Below are 13,647 nucleotides of genomic sequence, written 5' to 3'. Positions count from 1 at the left end.
CTTTGCGAGGACTCCACCATGTACAAGCTCTTCTTCAACCTCGTCTTCAAGCGGATGGACCCGGAGCAGGCGCACTACCTGGCGTTCCGCTGGATCCGCGGTGCCGCCCGCCTCCCCGGCTTGCGTACCTTCGTCGCGGCCGTGCTCGCGCCCCGGTACGAGTCGCTGCGCACCGAGGCACTCGGTCTGCGCATGCACGGTCCGTTCGGCCTCGCCGCCGGCTTCGACAAGAACGCCGTCGCCATCGACGGCATGTCGATGCTCGGCTTCGACCACATCGAGATCGGCACGGTCACGGCACAGCCGCAGCCGGGCAACCCCACGAAACGGCTGTTCCGGCTCGTGCCGGACCGTGCGCTGATCAACCGCATGGGCTTCAACAACGACGGCTCGGCGGCCGTCGCCGAGCGGCTGGCCTCCCGCGAGGCGGTCTTCAAGACCGTCGTGGGCGTCAACATCGGCAAGACGAAGGTCGTGCCCGAGGCGGAGGCGGTGGCCGACTACGTGACGTCGACCGAGCGCCTGGCGCGCCACGCCGACTACCTCGTGGTCAACGTCTCGTCGCCGAACACGCCCGGTCTGCGCAACCTCCAGGCGACCGAGTCGCTGCGCCCGCTGCTGACGGCCGTACGCGAGGCGGCCGACCGCGGCGTCGAGGACCGCCGCGTCCCCCTCCTGGTCAAGATCGCGCCGGACCTCGCGGACGAGGACGTGGACGCGGTCGCGGACCTGGCCCTCGAGCTGAGCCTGGACGGCATCATCGCCACGAACACGACCATCGCGCGTGAAGGCCTCGGCCTGAAGTCCGACCCGTCGCTGATCAAGGAGACCGGCGGCCTGTCCGGAGCGCCGCTCAAGGCGCGCTCCCTGGAGGTGCTGAGCCGCCTGTACGCGCGCGTGGGCGACCGGATCACGCTCGTTGGCGTCGGGGGCATCGAGAACGCCGAGGACGCCTGGCAGCGCATCCTGGCGGGCGCCACGCTGGTCCAGGGCTACAGCGCCTTCATCTACGAGGGCCCCTTCTATGCCCGCGCCATCCACAAGGGCCTGGCCGCCCGGCTCGAGGCATCCCCGTACGCCACCCTCGCCGACGCGGTCGGCGCCGAGACCCGGAAGGCAGCAAAGTGACCCCCGAACCGTTCGGCGCACGCCTGCGCCACGCCATGGACACCCGCGGCCCGCTCTGCGTCGGCATCGACCCGCACGGCTCCCTGCTGACCGCGTGGGGCCTGAACGACGACATCGGCGGCCTGGAGCGCTTCACGCGTACGGCCGTGGAGGCGCTGGCCGACCGGGTCGCCGTGCTCAAGCCGCAGTCGGCGTTCTTCGAGCGCTTCGGCTCGCGCGGCATCGCCGTGCTGGAAAAGGCGGTCGAAGAAGCGCGTGCGGCGGGTGCGCTGGTGCTGATGGACGCCAAACGCGGCGACATCGGCTCGACGATGGGCGCGTACGCCGCGACCTACCTCGACAAGGACTCGCCGCTCTTCTCGGACGCGGTGACCCTCTCTCCGTATCTCGGCTTCGGCTCGCTGCGCCCGGCGCTGGACGCGGCCGCCGTCTCGGGTGCGGGTGTCTTCGTACTGGCCCTCACCTCCAACCCGGAGGGTGCGGAGGTCCAGCGCTCCACGACCGCGGACGGCCGCTCCCTGGCCCAGCTGATGCTCGACCACATGGCGGCTGAGAACGCCGGCGCCGAGCCGCTCGGCTCGGTCGGCGCGGTGGTCGGCGCGACGCTGGGCGACGCGGGTGTGAACCTCGACATCAACGGGCCGCTCCTGGCCCCGGGCATCGGTGCGCAGGGCGCTACCCCGGCGGACCTTCCCGGTGTCTTCGGCTCGGCGGTCGGCAATGTCGTGCCCAGCGTGAGCCGCGGGGTGCTGCGGCACGGTCCGGACGTGGCGGCGCTGCGGGAGTCGGCGGCGCGTTTCGCGCAAGAGGTGCGGTCGGCGGTCGCGGGGATCTAGCGCCTCTGGGGGAGCCAGGGCGTCGTCAAGCGGCCTCGAAATCCTCCGTAGCGGCCGCATTGGCAGAAACTTGGCCGAAAAACCTGGTCTATATGTCAGAAATGTCCTGGTCGGTCGATGCTGACCAGGACTTTTCGTCTGTTCTCGCTGACTGGAGCGGCCGTGGCCGCTAGTCTCCGTCGAAGAGCGAACGTGCACGGCGTTGCACGTTGCTCGCCTGGTGTGGGGCGATAGGTTCCTCACCGGTCCGTATCCGACAGTTCGACATCCGAGGTGACGTAGGCGTGGCTCTTCCGCCCCTTACCCCTGAACAGCGCGCAGCCGCGCTCGAAAAGGCCGCCGCGGCTCGCCGGGAGCGGGCCGAGGTCAAAAATCGACTCAAGCACTCCGGCGCCTCGCTCCACGAGGTCATCAAGCAGGGCCAGGAGAACGACGTCATCGGCAAGATGAAGGTCTCCGCTCTCCTTGAGTCCCTGCCGGGCGTGGGCAAGGTCCGCGCCAAGCAGATCATGGAACGGCTCGGCATCTCCGAGAGCCGTCGCGTGCGCGGTCTCGGCTCCAACCAGATCGCGTCTCTCGAGCGCGAGTTCGGCGGCGGTGCCGCCTGACGTTCTCGGGCACTCCCGAGAACCTGGATAATCGCTGCATGGCAGCAGAGGTAGGTCCGCGGCTGACCGTGCTCTCCGGCCCCTCCGGGGTCGGCAAGAGCACGGTCGTCGCGCATATGCGCAAGGTTCACCCCGAGGTATGGCTCTCGGTGTCGGCCACCACAAGAAAGCCGCGCCCCGGCGAACGCCACGGCGTTGAGTATTTCTTCGTCTCCGACGAGGAATTCGACAAGCTGATCGCCAACGGCGAGCTGCTGGAATGGGCTGAGTTCGCGTGCCACCGCTACGGCACACCGCGCCGCGCGGTCCTCGATCACCTGGAGGCGGGCGAGCCCGTACTGCTGGAGATCGACCTCCAGGGAGCCCGGCAGATCAAGGAATCGATGCCGGAGGCGCTGCTGGTCTTCCTGGCCCCGCCGGGCTGGGAGGAGCTGGTGCGCCGCCTCACCGGCCGCGGCACCGAATCGGCCGAGGTCATCGAGCGCCGGCTTCAGGCGGCCAAGGTGGAACTGGCGGCCGAGTCGGAGTTCGATACGACCCTGGTCAACACCTCCGTCGAGGATGTAGCACGTGAGCTGCTAGCCTTGATGCAAGTTGTTTGATCTTTTTCTGTTTTTCCCTGAAGTTTCTTCGGAAGGCTAGAGCGTGTCCTCTTCCATTTCTGCGCCCGAGGGCATCATCAACCCGCCGATCGACGAGCTGCTCGAGGCGACTGACTCGAAGTACAGCCTCGTGATCTACGCGGCCAAGCGCGCGCGTCAGATCAACGCGTACTACTCGCAGCTCGGTGAGGGTCTGCTCGAGTACGTCGGCCCGCTTGTGGACACCCACGTCCACGAGAAGCCGCTCTCGATCGCCCTGCGGGAGATCAACGCGGGTCTGCTGACCTCCGAGGCCATCGAGGGCCCGGCTCAGTAGCGTCTTACGTTCTCAGCGTTGTCTTACGTTTTACGTTCTTCACCACAGGCCCGGCGGCGCTACCGCCGGGCCTGTGGTGTGTCATGGGGGAAGTACGCATCCGAATACGGGGAGACGCAAGCGTGGACAAGCCGAGGGTCGTTCTGGGGGTCAGTGGGGGCATCGCCGCATACAAGGCGTGCGAGCTGCTGCGGAGGCTGACGGAGTCGGGCCATGACGTACGCGTCGTGCCCACCGAGTCCGCGCTGCACTTCGTGGGCGCCGCGACCTGGTCGGCGCTCTCCGGACACGCCGTCTCGACCGAGGTCTGGTCCGACGTCCACGAGGTTCCGCACGTACGGATCGGGCAGGGCGCCGACCTGGTCGTCGTCGCGCCGGCCACCGCCGACATGCTCGCCAAGGCGGCCCACGGCCTCGCCGACGACCTGCTGACCAACACACTGCTCACCGCCCGCTGCCCGGTGGTCTTCGCGCCCGCGATGCACACCGAGATGTGGGAGCACCCCGCCACCCAGGAGAACGTCGCCACCCTGCGCCGCCGCGGGGCCCTCGTTATCGAGCCCGCCGTCGGCCGCCTCACCGGCGTCGACACCGGCAAGGGGCGGCTGCCAGAGCCGGACGAGATCTTCGAGGTCTGCCGCCGGGTACTCGCCCGCGGCGTGGCCGCCCCGGACCTCGCGGGCCGCCATGTGGTCGTCAGCGCGGGCGGCACGCGTGAGCCGCTGGACCCCGTGCGCTACCTGGGGAACCGCTCCTCGGGCAAGCAGGGGTACGCCCTGGCCCGCACCGCCGCCGCCCGTGGCGCCCGCGTCACCCTCATCGAGGCCAACACCGGGCTGCCGGACCCGGCGGGCGTCGACGTCGTCCACGTCGGCACGGCGGTACAGCTGCGCGAGGCCGTGCTCGAGGCCGCCGCGGAGGCCGATGCGGTGGTGATGGCCGCGGCCGTCGCGGACTTCCGCCCCGCCGCGTACGCCACGGGGAAGATCAAGAAGAAGGACGGCAAGGAGCCCGCCCCCGTCGAGCTGGTCCGTAACCCCGACATCCTCGCCGAGATCTCCACCGGACGCGCCCGCCCCGCCCAGGTGGTCGTGGGCTTCGCCGCCGAGACGGACGACGTACTCGCCAACGGCCGCGAGAAGCTGCGCCGCAAGGGCTGTGACCTTCTCGTCGTGAACGAGGTGGGGGAGCGCAAGACGTTCGGCTCCGAGGAGAACGAAGCGGTGGTGCTCGCTGCGGACGGCTGCGAGACTCCGGTGCCGTACGGACCGAAGGAATCCCTCGCCGACACCGTCTGGGATCTGGTCGTCCCGCGGCTTGGGTGAATTCTTGGTTTCGCCGCGACGAGTGGACTAAATCACGTGAAATCCGACGTATCACCCTAGGATCGGGGTCTATCGCCCTGCTGTCCCGGGCCGGAGTGCCGGTCGCAGAGCTCCCACGGAGCGAGACAGGTGGACCGGCGGCGGAGGGTGACGGATAAACTGCTCATGGACCGTCTCGAGGCGCAGCCCCCGGCCGGTCCGCCAATGATCAGCCAGCAGCCGCTGCAACCCCAGGGAGCATTGTGTCCCGTCGTCTGTTCACCTCGGAGTCTGTGACCGAGGGTCACCCCGACAAGATCGCTGACCAGATCAGCGACACGATCCTCGACGCCCTTCTGCGGGAGGACCCGACCTCCCGGGTCGCCGTGGAGACCTTGATCACCACCGGTCTGGTGCACGTCGCCGGCGAGGTGACCACCAAGGCGTACGCGGACATCCCCACGATCGTTCGCAACAAGATCCTCGAGATCGGCTACGACTCGTCGAAGAAGGGCTTCGACGGCGCTTCCTGCGGCGTCTCGGTCTCCATCGGCGCGCAGTCGCCGGACATCGCGCAGGGCGTCGACACCGCGTACGAGCAGCGCGTCGAGGGTGACGAGGACGAGCTCGACAAGCAGGGCGCCGGCGACCAGGGCCTGATGTTCGGCTACGCCACCGATGAGACGCCCGAGCTGATGCCGCTGCCGATCCACCTGGCGCACCGGCTCTCCCGCCGCCTCTCCGAGGTCCGCAAGAACGGGACCATCCCCTACCTGCGCCCCGACGGCAAGACCCAGGTCACCATTGAGTACGACGGCGACAAGGCCGTCCGCCTCGACACCGTCGTGGTCTCCTCGCAGCACGCCTCGGACATCGACCTGGACTCGCTGCTCGCTCCCGACATCCGCGAGTTCGTCGTCGAGCACGTGCTGAAGCAGCTGGTGGAAGACGGCATCAAGCTGGACACCGACGGCTACCGCCTGCTGGTCAACCCGACCGGACGGTTCGAGATCGGCGGCCCGATGGGCGACGCCGGCCTCACCGGCCGCAAGATCATCATCGACACCTACGGCGGCATGGCCCGTCACGGCGGCGGCGCCTTCTCCGGCAAGGACCCGTCCAAGGTGGACCGCTCCGCGGCGTACGCGATGCGCTGGGTCGCGAAGAACGTCGTCGCCGCCGGCCTCGCGGCACGCTGCGAGGTTCAGGTCGCCTACGCGATCGGCAAGGCCGAGCCGGTCGGCCTCTTCGTCGAGACCTTCGGCACCGCCACCGTCGACGGGGAAAAGATCGAGCAGGCCATCGGAGAGGTCTTCGACCTCCGTCCGGCCGCGATCATCCGCGACCTGGACCTGCTGCGCCCGATCTACGCGCAGACGGCGGCGTACGGCCATTTCGGCCGCGAGCTGCCGGACTTCACGTGGGAGCGCACGGACCGCGTGGAAGCACTGCGCAAGGCTGCGGGTCTGTAAGCACCAAGCACCGCACGCGCACGACGGCCCCGGACCGACAAGGTCCGGGGCCGTTCGGCTGTCAGTGGCGTCTGGTAGGAATTTGGCTGTGAGCAGCGACGACAAGCAGCCCGAGGAGCCCGCCGCCGGTGGGCCGGAGCAGCTTGCCCTCATCCGGGAGACCGTCCGCAAGGCCAAGGTCCCCAAGGCCAAGCCGCGGACCTGGCGAGGGGCCGCGCTCGCCAGGGAGCTGCCCGTCGCACGGGTGATGGTCAACAAGGGCGTGCTCCATCTCGACCAGTACTTCGACTATGCCGTGCCCGAGGAGCTGGACGCGGACGCGCAGCCCGGGGTGCGGGTGCGGGTGAGGTTCGGGGCCGGGGCGCATCGGGTGCGGGAGGGGCGGCGCGAAGGGGGCGGGCTGATCGACGGGTTTCTCATCGAGCGGCGTGCCGACACGGACTACGGGGGAGCGCTCGCCGCGCTCGCCTATGTCGTCTCGCCCGAGCCGGTGCTCAGCCCTCAGATGCTGGCCCTCGCCCGCGCGGTCGCCGACCGGTATGCGGGCAGCCTGGCGGATGTGCTGCAGCTCGCCATCCCGCCCAGGAACGGGCGGGCCGAGTCGAAGCCCTCTCCGGAGCCGCTGCCGCCGCCCGCCGCACCGGACGCCGGGAGCTGGAGTCGGTACGGGCGCGGAGCGGCGTTTGTGGAGGCGCTCGGGGGCGGCGGTGCGCCGCGGGCCGTGTGGACCGCGCTGCCCGGACAGCAGTGGCCGGACGAGCTGGCGCGGGCCGTCGTGGCGACGCTCGCCTCGGGGCGGGGCGCGCTGGTCGTCGTGCCCGACGGGCGGCGTGCGGCGCGGGTCGACGCCGCGCTCACCGCGCTGCTGGGGGAGGGCCGGCATGCGGTGCTGACCGCCGAGTCCGGGCCCGAGAAGCGGTACCGGCAATGGCTTGCCGTGCGGCGCGGGTCGGTACGGGCCGTCGTCGGGACCAGGGCTGCGATGTTCGCTCCCGTACAGGATCTCGGGCTGGTCGCCGTCTGGGACGACGGCGACTCCAGCCACAGTGATGAGAACGCACCGTTCCCGCATGTGCGCGAGGTCCTCGAGCTGCGGGCCACCCACGACAAGTGCGGCTTCCTGCTGGGGAGCACGAGCTGCACGGTGGAGGCGGCCCAGCTGGTGGAGAGCGGCTGGGCCCTGCCGCTGATCGCCGACCGTGAGCTGGTACGCGGCGCGGCGCCCCTGGTGCGCACGGTCGGGGACGGGGAGCTGGCCCGTGACGGGGCGGCGCGGGCTGCGCGGCTGCCGAGTCTGGCCTGGCAGACCGTCCGCGACGGGCTGAAGAGCGGACCGGTGCTGGTCCAGGTTCCCAGGCGGGGCTATGTGCCCAGGCTCGCGTGCGAGCGGTGCCGCACGCCCGCGCGGTGCCGGCACTGTTCCGGGCCGCTGGAGGCGCCCGACGAGCGGGATCTGACCTGTGGATGGTGCGGGCGCGGTGCGGTGGACTGGCACTGCGTCGCGTGTGGGAGTGCGAAACTGCGCGCCCAGATAGTGGGCGCGCGGCGGACGGCGGAGGAGCTCGGCCGGGCCTTCCCCGCGGTGCAGGTGCGCACATCGGGCCGCGACCATGTGCTGGACACCGTGCCGGGGCGGCCGGCGCTGGTGGTGAGCACGCCGGGCGCGGAGCCCGTCGCCGAGGGTGGATACGCGGCGGCGCTGCTGCTCGACGGCTGGGCGATGCTGGGGCGGGCAGACCTGCGGGCGGGCGAGGACGCGCTGCGGCGCTGGATGGACGCCGCATCGCTGGTGCGCGGCCAGAGCGAGGGCGGCACCGTGGTGATCGTCGCCGAGCCGACACTGCGGCCGGTCCAGGCGCTGGTGCGCTGGGACCCGGTCGGGCACGCGCAGCGCGAGCTGGGCGAGCGGGCGCACCTGGGGTTCCCGCCGGTTTCCCGGATGGCGTCGGTGACGGGCCGTGCTGAGGCGATCGCCGAGTTTGTCGCGGCTGCCGATTTGCCGGGTGACGCTGAGCTGTTGGGCCCGGTACCGCTGCCGGTCAGCGATCCGGGCAGGCCACGGCGGCCGGGTGATCCCCCGGCGGGCGAGGTGTGGGAGCGAGTTCTGCTGAGGGTGCCGCCGGGCAGCGGGGCGGCGCTGGCGGCCGCGCTGAAGTCGGCACAGGCGGCGCGGCTGGCCCGCGGGGGCACGGAGCCCGTACGGATCAGGGTCGACCCGCCGGACATCGGCTGACCGGGCCAGGACAGGACCTCGGGCAAACGGCTGCCCCCACCCGTCGGGGCAGGGGCAGCTGGGGGGAAGCTCAGCCGTTTCGCGGGCCGGGGAAGGCGCTCGGGCGGGCCTCCTCGCGGAGGGATTGGCCGGTGACCGCCGGCTGCGGAGGCATCGTGCGGGCGGCGGGGACGGCCGGCAGGCCCGCGCCCATCGGCAGCGTGCGGGTCGGCGCCGGGTCCGCGCCGTGGTCCAAGTCCGCCGGGCCCGCCTGCTGCGCGGCCCGGCGCGCGCCGTAACGGCGGTGGACCGCCTGCTTGGTCACCCCGAGCGCCGAGCCCACCGCGTCCCACGAAAAGCCCAGCGAACGGTCGAAATCCACTGCCGCGGTCACCAGCGTCTCGACGCTGTCCCGCAGCTCCTGCGCAAGACGGACGGTCGGGGCCGGGGCTCTGCCGTAGACGACGAAGCCGGTGGACGGGCCGGATCGGCGCGGACGGTAGACATTTCCCAGCTGGGCGGTGAGCGTGCGCAATGCGTCCACCTGCCGGCGGACCCGCTCGATGTCCCGCACCAACAGATGCAGGCTTGCTCGGGCTTGGGCGTCGTGGGTTGCGTGGTCGGCCATTGACAAGCCTCTCGAACCGGCGTTGAAAAGGGGTCGGGCCGCATCCGGAGGCGGCCCGCTTCGGTCAATCTCTCTTGACCAACGCTCTACCCGGCGATGTGGTCACGCTGCGCGGCCGTTTGCACATATGCGCGGGGCGCACGGTCCTCAGTACGCCCCCTGCGCCCCGGCCCATAGACTGGTGCGCTGCTCGTCACCACACGCACCACCAGTTACCTGCACATACCAGCCTGAGAGGCAGTCAGCCACCGATGAAGCTCGTCTTCGCAGGCACCCCCGAGGTCGCCGTACCCGCCCTGGACGCCCTGATCGCCTCCCGCCGGCATGAAGTCGCCGCCGTCATCACCCGGCCCGACGCACCCGCCGGACGCGGCCGCCACCTGGTGGCCAGCCCGGTCGCCCAGCGCGCCGAGGAGGCCGGGATCGAGGTGCTCAAGCCGGCCAAGCCGCGGGACGAGGACTTCCTGGCACGGCTGCGTGAGATCGCGCCCGACTGCTGCCCGGTCGTCGCCTACGGCGCGCTGCTGCCCAAGGTGGCCCTGGACGTCCCCCGCCGCGGCTGGGTCAATCTGCACTTCTCGCTGCTGCCCGCCTGGCGCGGCGCCGCACCGGTCCAGCACGCCATCCTCGCCGGGGACGAGATGACGGGCGCCGCGACCTTCCAGATCGAGGAAGGCCTCGACTCAGGTCCGGTGTACGGCGTGATCACCGAGCATGTACGGCCCACCGACACCAGCGGTGACCTGCTCACCCGGCTGGCCTTCGCCGGCGCCGGGCTGCTCGCCGCGACCATGGACGGTATCGAGGACGGCACCCTCAACGCCGTGCCGCAGCCGACCGAGGGCCTCTCGCTCGCGCCGAAGATCACCGTCGAGGACGCGCATGTGGACTGGAAAGCTCCGGCGCTCCGCGTCGACCGCGTCGTCCGCGGCTGCACCCCCGCGCCCGGCGCGTGGACGGTCTTCCGGAGGGAACGGCTCAAGCTGATCCAGGCCGCCCTGGTGCCCGGCCGCACGGACCTCGCGCCCGGTGAGCTCTCCGTCGGCAAGAACAACGTGTACGTCGGCACCGGATCGCACGCCGTCGAGCTGCTCTGGGTCCAGCCGCAGGGCAAGAAGCCGATGCGCGCCGCCGACTGGGCCCGCGGTGTGCGCATCGCCCCCGGCGAGAGGGTTGGCGCCGCGGACGTAGGCTGAGAGGGTTCGACCCATTCAACAGCGGAGCACCTTTGAACGAGCAGGCACCTCGCCGCCCCCAGAAGCCGTACCGCCGCCCGAAGAAGGATCCGGTGCGGATCCTGGCCTTCGAGGCGCTGCGGGCCGTCGACGAGAGGGACGCGTACGCCAATCTCGTTCTGCCGCCCCTGCTGAAGAAGGCCCGCGAGAACGACGACTTCGACGGCCGCGACGCCGCGCTCGCCACCGAGCTGGTGTACGGGACGCTGCGCCGCCAGGGCACCTACGACGCGATCATCGCGACGTGCGTCGACCGGCCGCTGCGCGAGGTCGACCCGCCGGTGCTCGATGTGCTGGCGCTTGGTGCGCACCAGCTGCTCGGGACGCGGATCCCGACCCACGCCGCCGTGTCGGCGAGCGTGGACCTGGCGCGGGTGGTGGTCGGCGACGGGCGGGCGAAGTTCGTCAACGCCGTCCTGCGCAAGATCGCGCAGCACGACCTGGACGCCTGGCTGGAGCGGGTCGCTCCGCCCTACGACGAGGACGCCGAGGACCATCTGGCCGTGGTGCACTCGCATCCGCGGTGGGTTGTCTCCGCCCTGTGGGACTCGCTGGGCGGCGGGCGCGCCGGGATCGAGGACCTGCTGGAGGCCGACAACGAGCGGCCCGAGGTGACGCTCGTCGCCCGGCCGGGCCGCTCCACGGCCGCTGAACTGCTCGAAGCCGTGGGCCAGGAGTCCGGGCTGCCCGGGCGCTGGTCGCCGTATGCCGTGCGACTGGCCGAGGGCGGCGAGCCCGGCGCCATCGAAGCCGTACGGGAGGGGCGGGCCGGCGTCCAGGACGAGGGCAGTCAGCTCGTCGCGATCGCGCTGGCCAATGCGCCGCTGGACGGCCCCGACGAGCGGTGGCTCGACAGCTGTGCGGGCCCCGGAGGCAAGGCCGCGCTGCTGGCCGCGTTCGCCGCGGGCCGGGGCGCGTCCCTGGTGGCCGCCGAGAAGCAGCAGCACCGCGCCCGGCTGGTCGAGCGGGCGCTGGCCGGCAACCCCGGCCCGTATCAGGTCATCACCGCGGACGGCACGCGTCCGCCGTGGCGTCCCGGATCCTTCGACCGGGTGCTCGTCGATGTTCCGTGCACGGGTCTCGGCGCGCTGCGACGGCGCCCGGAGGCCCGCTGGCGTCGGCGTCCCGAGGACCTGGAGGGCTTCGCGCCGCTCCAACGCGCGTTGCTGCGCGAGGCGTTGGCGGCCGTACGGATCGGAGGAGTGGTCGGCTACGCGACCTGCTCGCCGCATCTCGCCGAGACCCGGGTGGTCGTCGAGGACGTGCTGAACGGACGCGGCGGCCCGGCCGCCGAGGCGGAGTGGGTGGACGCGAGGCCCCTGATGCCGGGTGTGCCCGCGCTGGGCGACGGTCCCGATGTGCAGCTGTGGCCGCATCTGCACGGCACGGACGCGATGTACCTGGCGCTGCTGAGGCGTACGGCCTGAGGCGCGGGGCGGCGAAAAGGTTGGTGTGCGGGGCCGACGGAACCGGGTAACGTCTTTGTCATGTTCTTCCAGACGCCGATTTACGAGTGAGAGCGTGATGGGTCCCTGCTGACGTCCTTCAACGTCGCCCCCGTCCCCCACCGATGAATCCGTAGATCACTTCACATCATTACCGGGAGAACCCATGACCGTGAGCAAGAACATCAACAACCCCGTGGGCATGGGCGGCGGCCAGCGCAAGAAGCTGTCCCGCGCCGAACGGCAGAACAACGGTCCGCACCGCAACCTCGACCGCCAGGGTGCAGCCGACCAGAAGGCGGAGCTGGTGCGCAAGATGCGCGAGAAGGCAGGCGCAGCTGAGGGCTCCGGGCAGGCGGGCGACGACACCGCACAGAGCTGACGCACCGCCGCCGCAGGGCGGTACCGCACGGGGCAGGGCCCGGACCGCGACGCGCGGTCCGGGCCCTGCTGCCGTACCGGGCGCGGCCGGTCCCGCTCAGCTCTCGGCCGACCACCCGCGGCTCAGCCGACCACCCGGGGCAGCAGCAGATTGGGTGGCCGGGCATCGCGCCCAGCCGGGAGACGCGGCGATTCTGCCTGGGGCGGAGTGGTCCAGCTTGTTGAGGAGCTCGGGCCCGGAGCGATCCCAGGGGCGGACGTCGCGGACACCTTCACTCGCGCGCCCTCACCACCGAATGGACCCTCATGTCAGATGACCCAGTGAAGCGGCGGCTCCAGGCTGCTATCACCACCCTCAGCGAGGCCGTTCCCAGCAGCCGGCGTCACCCTCCCCTTGGTCAGGCCGGCGTTCGGGCTTGGGAAACCGCACATGACGTTGAACTGCCTGAGCCGTACCGGACTCTCATCGCCGAGGTTTCCAACGGCTCGCTGACGGGTCCATCCACTGCGCATGGGCTGCTTCCATTGGGCGGACTTCCCGAGAGCTGGCAGCACTGGGAGGCAGAGTGCTGGCTGAGCCCCGAACCGTTCGATGGGACGGCCTCACGGGAGCCGGCCGTGCCTTTCCCCCTCGAGGAGGAGTGGCAGTGGGAGTACGACTACTACGACCACGATGAGCACTCACCCCTGCTGCACAGCATCTATCGGCACGGCTCGATCCTCTTGGGTAGCAGCCGTGATTGTGAGTTCTGGATCCTCATCGTGACCGGACCCCAGCGCGGCCGGGTCTGGTGGCTGGGGGACGGATGTGTGGCGCCCTTTGTGGACGCGGGAGCAGAAGCAGAGCCAGAGGTCGACTTCGTGGCCTGGCTGCAGGACTGGCAAGCCGATCGGGGGTGGTGGTGCCAGCAATGAGGGGTCTCGGCCGAGAGGACTCGCCGATGGGCCAAGATCGTGAGACGGAACCGCGTGGCCCATAGGCGAGACGACCAGCAAAAGCCCAGCCCACCTAAACGGAATGTGGCATTCCGAATTGGAAACCTACAGCCGCCGCCTGTCAGCGTCTCAAAATGACCGGTGGCTGGAGGAGTTGGAGAAGCGTCGGCCGACGTTCCGGCTGAGCACGAAGAGGAACCGGGACATCGCCGCACGTCCCCCAGGCGTGTACGGGAAGCTGCGCCCTGCGCGGCCGGGCGAGTACCTGGCCAGGAGGTCATCCACCGCATACCCACGCGCACCCTGGTGCTGAACTGCAACGACCTCCTTCACTACCAGCGCTTCGACAAGATCCCGTAGACCCCGCTGTACAGCGCAGCCAACAGGCGTTCACGACCGGTTCAGCTCGCAAGAGCGCAGGTCAGCGAGGTGCCTCAGGAGAACCTGGCGTACAGCCCGACTCGTCTGCCGCTCTCGTTCTCATTTCCGCATCTCGATCCGGGCATTTGTGTGCACCCGAAGCTGTGCAAGCGGTATGAAAGAC

General features: G+C 70.6%; 13 protein-coding genes. 12 read left to right on the top strand and 1 reads right to left on the bottom strand.

Going from position 1 to position 13,647, the window contains the following annotated elements:
* The first annotated feature begins 18 nt into the window (after window positions 1-18).
* The 8 genes from J7E87_RS11150 to J7E87_RS11115 all read left to right on the top strand — a co-directional run bounded on the left by J7E87_RS11150 (window position 19) and on the right by J7E87_RS11115 (window position 8,499).
* Complete coding sequence (locus J7E87_RS11150) at window positions 19-1,128, top strand: quinone-dependent dihydroorotate dehydrogenase (protein WP_215092605.1); 1,110 nt, start codon at window positions 19-21, stop codon at window positions 1,126-1,128.
* Window positions 1,125-1,964 (top strand): orotidine-5'-phosphate decarboxylase, encoded by an 840-nt coding sequence (gene pyrF / locus J7E87_RS11145; RefSeq protein ID WP_215092604.1) that lies wholly within the window; start codon window positions 1,125-1,127, stop codon window positions 1,962-1,964. The genes J7E87_RS11150 and pyrF overlap by 4 nt, the downstream gene beginning before the upstream one ends.
* A gap of 284 nt (window positions 1,965-2,248) precedes the next feature.
* Window positions 2,249-2,572, top strand: coding sequence for an integration host factor (locus tag J7E87_RS11140; protein WP_005319887.1), 324 nt, complete (start codon window positions 2,249-2,251; stop codon window positions 2,570-2,572).
* Window positions 2,573-2,610: 38 nt separating this feature from the next.
* Window positions 2,611-3,174 (top strand): guanylate kinase, encoded by a 564-nt coding sequence (gmk, locus tag J7E87_RS11135; RefSeq protein ID WP_215092602.1) that lies wholly within the window; start codon window positions 2,611-2,613, stop codon window positions 3,172-3,174.
* Window positions 3,175-3,217: 43 nt separating this feature from the next.
* Complete coding sequence (gene rpoZ / locus J7E87_RS11130) at window positions 3,218-3,490, top strand: DNA-directed RNA polymerase subunit omega (protein WP_003977348.1); 273 nt, start codon at window positions 3,218-3,220, stop codon at window positions 3,488-3,490.
* A 122-nt stretch (window positions 3,491-3,612) separates the two neighbouring features.
* Window positions 3,613-4,815, top strand: coding sequence for a bifunctional phosphopantothenoylcysteine decarboxylase/phosphopantothenate--cysteine ligase CoaBC (coaBC, locus tag J7E87_RS11125; RefSeq protein ID WP_215092600.1), 1,203 nt, complete (start codon window positions 3,613-3,615; stop codon window positions 4,813-4,815).
* Between the two features lie 242 nt (window positions 4,816-5,057).
* Window positions 5,058-6,266, top strand: coding sequence for a methionine adenosyltransferase (metK, locus tag J7E87_RS11120; RefSeq protein ID WP_215092599.1), 1,209 nt, complete (start codon window positions 5,058-5,060; stop codon window positions 6,264-6,266).
* A gap of 88 nt (window positions 6,267-6,354) precedes the next feature.
* A complete protein-coding gene (locus J7E87_RS11115) occupies window positions 6,355-8,499 on the top strand; it encodes a primosomal protein N' (RefSeq protein ID WP_215092597.1) in 2,145 nt (714 codons plus the stop codon).
* Between the two features lie 70 nt (window positions 8,500-8,569).
* On the opposite strand, the gene J7E87_RS11110 is transcribed toward J7E87_RS11115, so the two are convergent.
* A complete protein-coding gene (locus J7E87_RS11110) occupies window positions 8,570-9,106 on the bottom strand; it encodes a hypothetical protein (RefSeq protein WP_215092595.1) in 537 nt (178 codons plus the stop codon).
* A 251-nt stretch (window positions 9,107-9,357) separates the two neighbouring features.
* On the opposite strand from J7E87_RS11110, the gene fmt reads away from it, so the two are divergent.
* The 4 genes from fmt (at window position 9,358) to J7E87_RS11090 (ending at window position 13,082) form a co-directional block, all read left to right on the top strand.
* A complete protein-coding gene (fmt, locus tag J7E87_RS11105) occupies window positions 9,358-10,302 on the top strand; it encodes a methionyl-tRNA formyltransferase (protein ID WP_215092593.1) in 945 nt (314 codons plus the stop codon).
* 32 nt (window positions 10,303-10,334) lie between these two features.
* Window positions 10,335-11,768, top strand: a complete 1,434-nt coding sequence (locus J7E87_RS11100; RefSeq protein WP_215092591.1) for an RsmB/NOP family class I SAM-dependent RNA methyltransferase — start codon at window positions 10,335-10,337, stop codon at window positions 11,766-11,768.
* Between the two features lie 184 nt (window positions 11,769-11,952).
* Window positions 11,953-12,168 (top strand): DUF6243 family protein, encoded by a 216-nt coding sequence (locus J7E87_RS11095; protein WP_215092589.1) that lies wholly within the window; start codon window positions 11,953-11,955, stop codon window positions 12,166-12,168.
* Window positions 12,169-12,785: 617 nt separating this feature from the next.
* On the top strand, window positions 12,786-13,082 hold the full coding sequence (locus tag J7E87_RS11090) for a hypothetical protein (protein WP_215092587.1): 297 nt from the start codon (window positions 12,786-12,788) through the stop codon (window positions 13,080-13,082).
* The last annotated feature ends 565 nt before the right edge of the window (window positions 13,083-13,647 follow it).

Source organism: Streptomyces sp. ISL-1, assembly GCF_018614585.1.
Taxonomy (GTDB): Bacteria; Actinomycetota; Actinomycetes; order Streptomycetales; family Streptomycetaceae; genus Streptomyces; species Streptomyces maoxianensis.
The sequence above is the reverse complement of the archived record's forward strand: the minus strand, read 5'-3'. Positions and strand labels throughout refer to the sequence as shown.